Origin of the sequence: Bacillus sp. C30, assembly GCF_040838255.1 — a bacterium.
Taxonomy (GTDB): Bacteria; Bacillota; Bacilli; order Bacillales; family Bacillaceae_G; genus Bacillus_A; species Bacillus_A mycoides.
The window spans coordinates 1-3,070 of the sequence record NZ_JBFPJH010000364.1 but is presented as its reverse complement, the minus strand read 5'-3'; the positions used below and the strand labels follow the sequence as shown (position 1 = coordinate 3,070).

Annotated in this window: 2 protein-coding genes and 1 pseudogene; 1 reads left to right on the top strand and 2 read right to left on the bottom strand. The window is 33.0% G+C overall.

The window, feature by feature from the left end:
• Positions 1 to 48: 48 nt before the first annotated feature.
• Positions 49 to 396, top strand: a pseudogene (locus tag AB3X49_RS20275) (IS6 family transposase); the annotation flags it as partial.
• Positions 397 to 703: 307 nt separating this feature from the next.
• Here the strand turns inward: AB3X49_RS20275 and AB3X49_RS20270 are convergent.
• Positions 704 to 2,479, bottom strand: coding sequence for an aminopeptidase P family protein (locus AB3X49_RS20270; RefSeq protein ID WP_367964356.1), 1,776 nt, complete (start codon positions 2,477 to 2,479; stop codon positions 704 to 706).
• Positions 2,463 to 3,070 (bottom strand): ethanolamine utilization protein EutH (gene eutH, locus AB3X49_RS20265; protein ID WP_367964354.1); only part of this gene is annotated, 608 nt, incomplete at its 5' end. The genes eutH and AB3X49_RS20270, both read right to left, overlap by 17 nt.

Below are 3,070 nucleotides of genomic sequence, written 5' to 3'. Positions count from 1 at the left end.
GACTCTTTTTATAATAAAATTATGAGAATGTAGTAAGGAGAATGATACATGGGATACTTCAAAGGAAAACAGTTCAAGAAAGACATTATTTTAGTAGCCGTTGGCTATTGCTGTCGTTTTTCTTTGAGCTATCGTGATGTATCTGAAATCCAGAAAGAACGTGGTGTTTCCGTTCATCCTACAACTATCATGAGATGGGTTCATGAATATGGCAATTTGATTTATCAAATTTGGAAGAAGAAAAATAAGCATGTACATGTATCTTGGAAATTGGATGAGACTTATATCAAAGTCAAAGAAAAATGGTGTTACCTATATCGTGCAATTGATAAAGAAGGTTACACATTGGATATGCAACTTCGTAAAAATCGAGATCATCAGGCTGCTTATGCTTTTTCGAACTTTGCAACAGATCCATAAAAAGAATCCGTTTTGAAAAAAGATGATCAAAATGGATTCTTCTCTTGTGAATCAGTACACATTTTTTATAAAAAAGATTGATAATTTTATAGCTGTGATCTTCAACAATCGCGCCCTATAATTAAATAACATTATGATACGGTTCTTCGTGGCATATCTATGAATTTTTTCTATTTTCTAATCGCTTCTTTTTCTCTGAAATCAATGATTAGATCTGCATAAAGGTTGGTGAATTTCACTGTTTTTTAGGGCGATAAATATTACTTGTATTCGGCAAAACTATTTATATTTCCCGAGTCTCTTCCCTTAGCCACACTTTCTCTTCTTCATTTAAATAAGGAGCGAGCTTTATATATACCTCTTGATGATAATTGTTTAACCATCGCTCTTCGCTCTCTGTTAACATATCCTTATTGATGCCGGCTAAATCAATAGGGCAATACGTGATTGCTTCAAACTTCATAAATTGACCAAACTCTGTTTTCTCGTCTTCTACTACTAACATCATATTTTCAATTCTTATGCCATATTTACCTTCTAGGTATATTCCTGGTTCATTCGTAATAATCATGCCTTTTTCTAATAGAACATTATTATTATTCCTTATGCTTTGTGGCCCTTCATGAACATTCAAGAAAAAACCTACTCCATGTCCTGTCCCGCATTTATAGTCCAAACCATACTGCCAAATTGGTTGTCTTGCTAAAATATCTAAGTTAGAGCCTGTTGCTCCATATAAATATTTTACTGAACTTAATGCAATAAATCCTTTTAACACCAAAGTAAAATCTCTTTTTTGTTCATCGGTAAGTTTTCCTAAAACAATCGTTCGTGTAGTATCTGTTGTTCCATCATAATACTGTCCGCCTGAATCAATTAAAAAAAGACCTTCATTCTTAAGAGTATATTGCGTTTCTTTATTAGCTTTATAATGCATCATCGCAGCATGTTCTTTATAACCTGCTATCGTATCAAAGCTAGGTCCAACAAATCCTTCCTGCCCCCTTCTGAAATCTTCTAATCTTTCTTCTGCAGTAATCTCTGTAATTTCTTCTTTATCTACAAAGGTTTTTAGCCATTTTATAAATTTCACCATGGCTAAACCATCTTTTATTTCACACCATTTTAAATTTTTTATCTCAACTTCATTTTTAATAGCTTTTAAATTAGTCGTGATGTTAGGACTTTCAATTTTTTTTGTATTATTGTTAATGGCATTATATAATCGGATATTAGTTCTATTCGTATCTAAAATAATAGCATCTTCACTTGAAATATTTTCTAAGAATGTTTGTATTTCATGATTCGCTTTCAACTCGATTCCTTCAGCCTCCAGTTCTAATTTAACCAAAGAGGGAACCTTGCAAGAATCAATAAATAAATAACATTTTTGTTCTGCTACGATTACATTAGCTATTACAACTGGATTGTTAGGCACATCGGCCCCTCTTATATTCAAAAGCCATGCAATTTCATCAAGTGAAGTTAAAATATAATAATTTGCTCCTTTATTTTTCATTTCTGCTCTTACTTCATTTAATTTTTCTACTCGTGATTTCCCTGCATATTTTACGTCATGAGTAAAAATTGGTCCTTTAGGAATCTCCGGTCTATTTTCCCACAGATCACCAATTAAATCTTGATTCATTTTTAATACGATTTTCTTTGCTTTTAGATCTTTTTCCATCTTTTTAACCATATTAATTGAAAAAACATTTCCATCAAATCCTACACAGCTTCCTTCTTTAAGAACATCTGCTAGCCATTCTGTATAAAGTGGTAGCCCTGGATCCACCATTCTAAATAATCTGATTCCTGAGCCCTCAAGCTGCTTTTCAGCTTGAATATAGTATCTACCATCTGTCCATAACCCCGCATCCTTTAATGTAATAACTACAGTACCTGCAGACCCTGTAAATCCTGATATCCATTGTCTACATTTCCAATGTTCTGCTACATATTCACTCTGATGTGCATCAAAACTGGGAATTATATAAGCATCCATTTGATTTTCTTTCATTAGCTGTCTTAACTTTTCAACCCTATCCCTGATATTCATTACTAATACCTCCATTTTCCTTAAGACTAAATTCTTTACTTTCACGATCATACAGCCATACGGCTAGTACTATACTAATTATTCCGGCTGTAAGCTTTGATATTATAAACGCTCCTAACATTTCTGGGGCCACTCCTGACACAAATCCAAATTGACCACCAAATACAAATGATCCACTTACTCCAAAGGCAGTACATACCACCTTTCCTTTAGGATTCATTTCCTTATATGTTCCAAATATCAACAGATTACTAGCCAAATTTCCTAGAATGCCTGCTACTGACACTGAATTAATCCCAAATTTATCCCCTATTTCTTTAAAACTATTTTTAAAAATTCGATTAATAAGTGCTAGCATAGGATATGCTCCACCTAAAACAAATGCGATCTTGCCTACTATAACAGTAGATTCAGATAGTGGCGCTAAGCCAGAGACAAGCCTTACACCAAATATCACATCTATACCTTGTAAAATTAATCCAACAGTACTCAAACTCATTATAAGCTTTCCAAATACATTAAAAACTTTTATAAAAACATGAGGAGCTTTTAATAATCCTGCCCCTAAAATAATGGTAAAAACAAATATAG

Coding starts and splice junctions, on each gene's coding strand:
- AB3X49_RS20270 (WP_367964356.1), bottom strand. CDS start 2,479: ATGAATATCAGGGATAGGGTTGAAAAGTTAAGACAGCTAATGAAAGAA.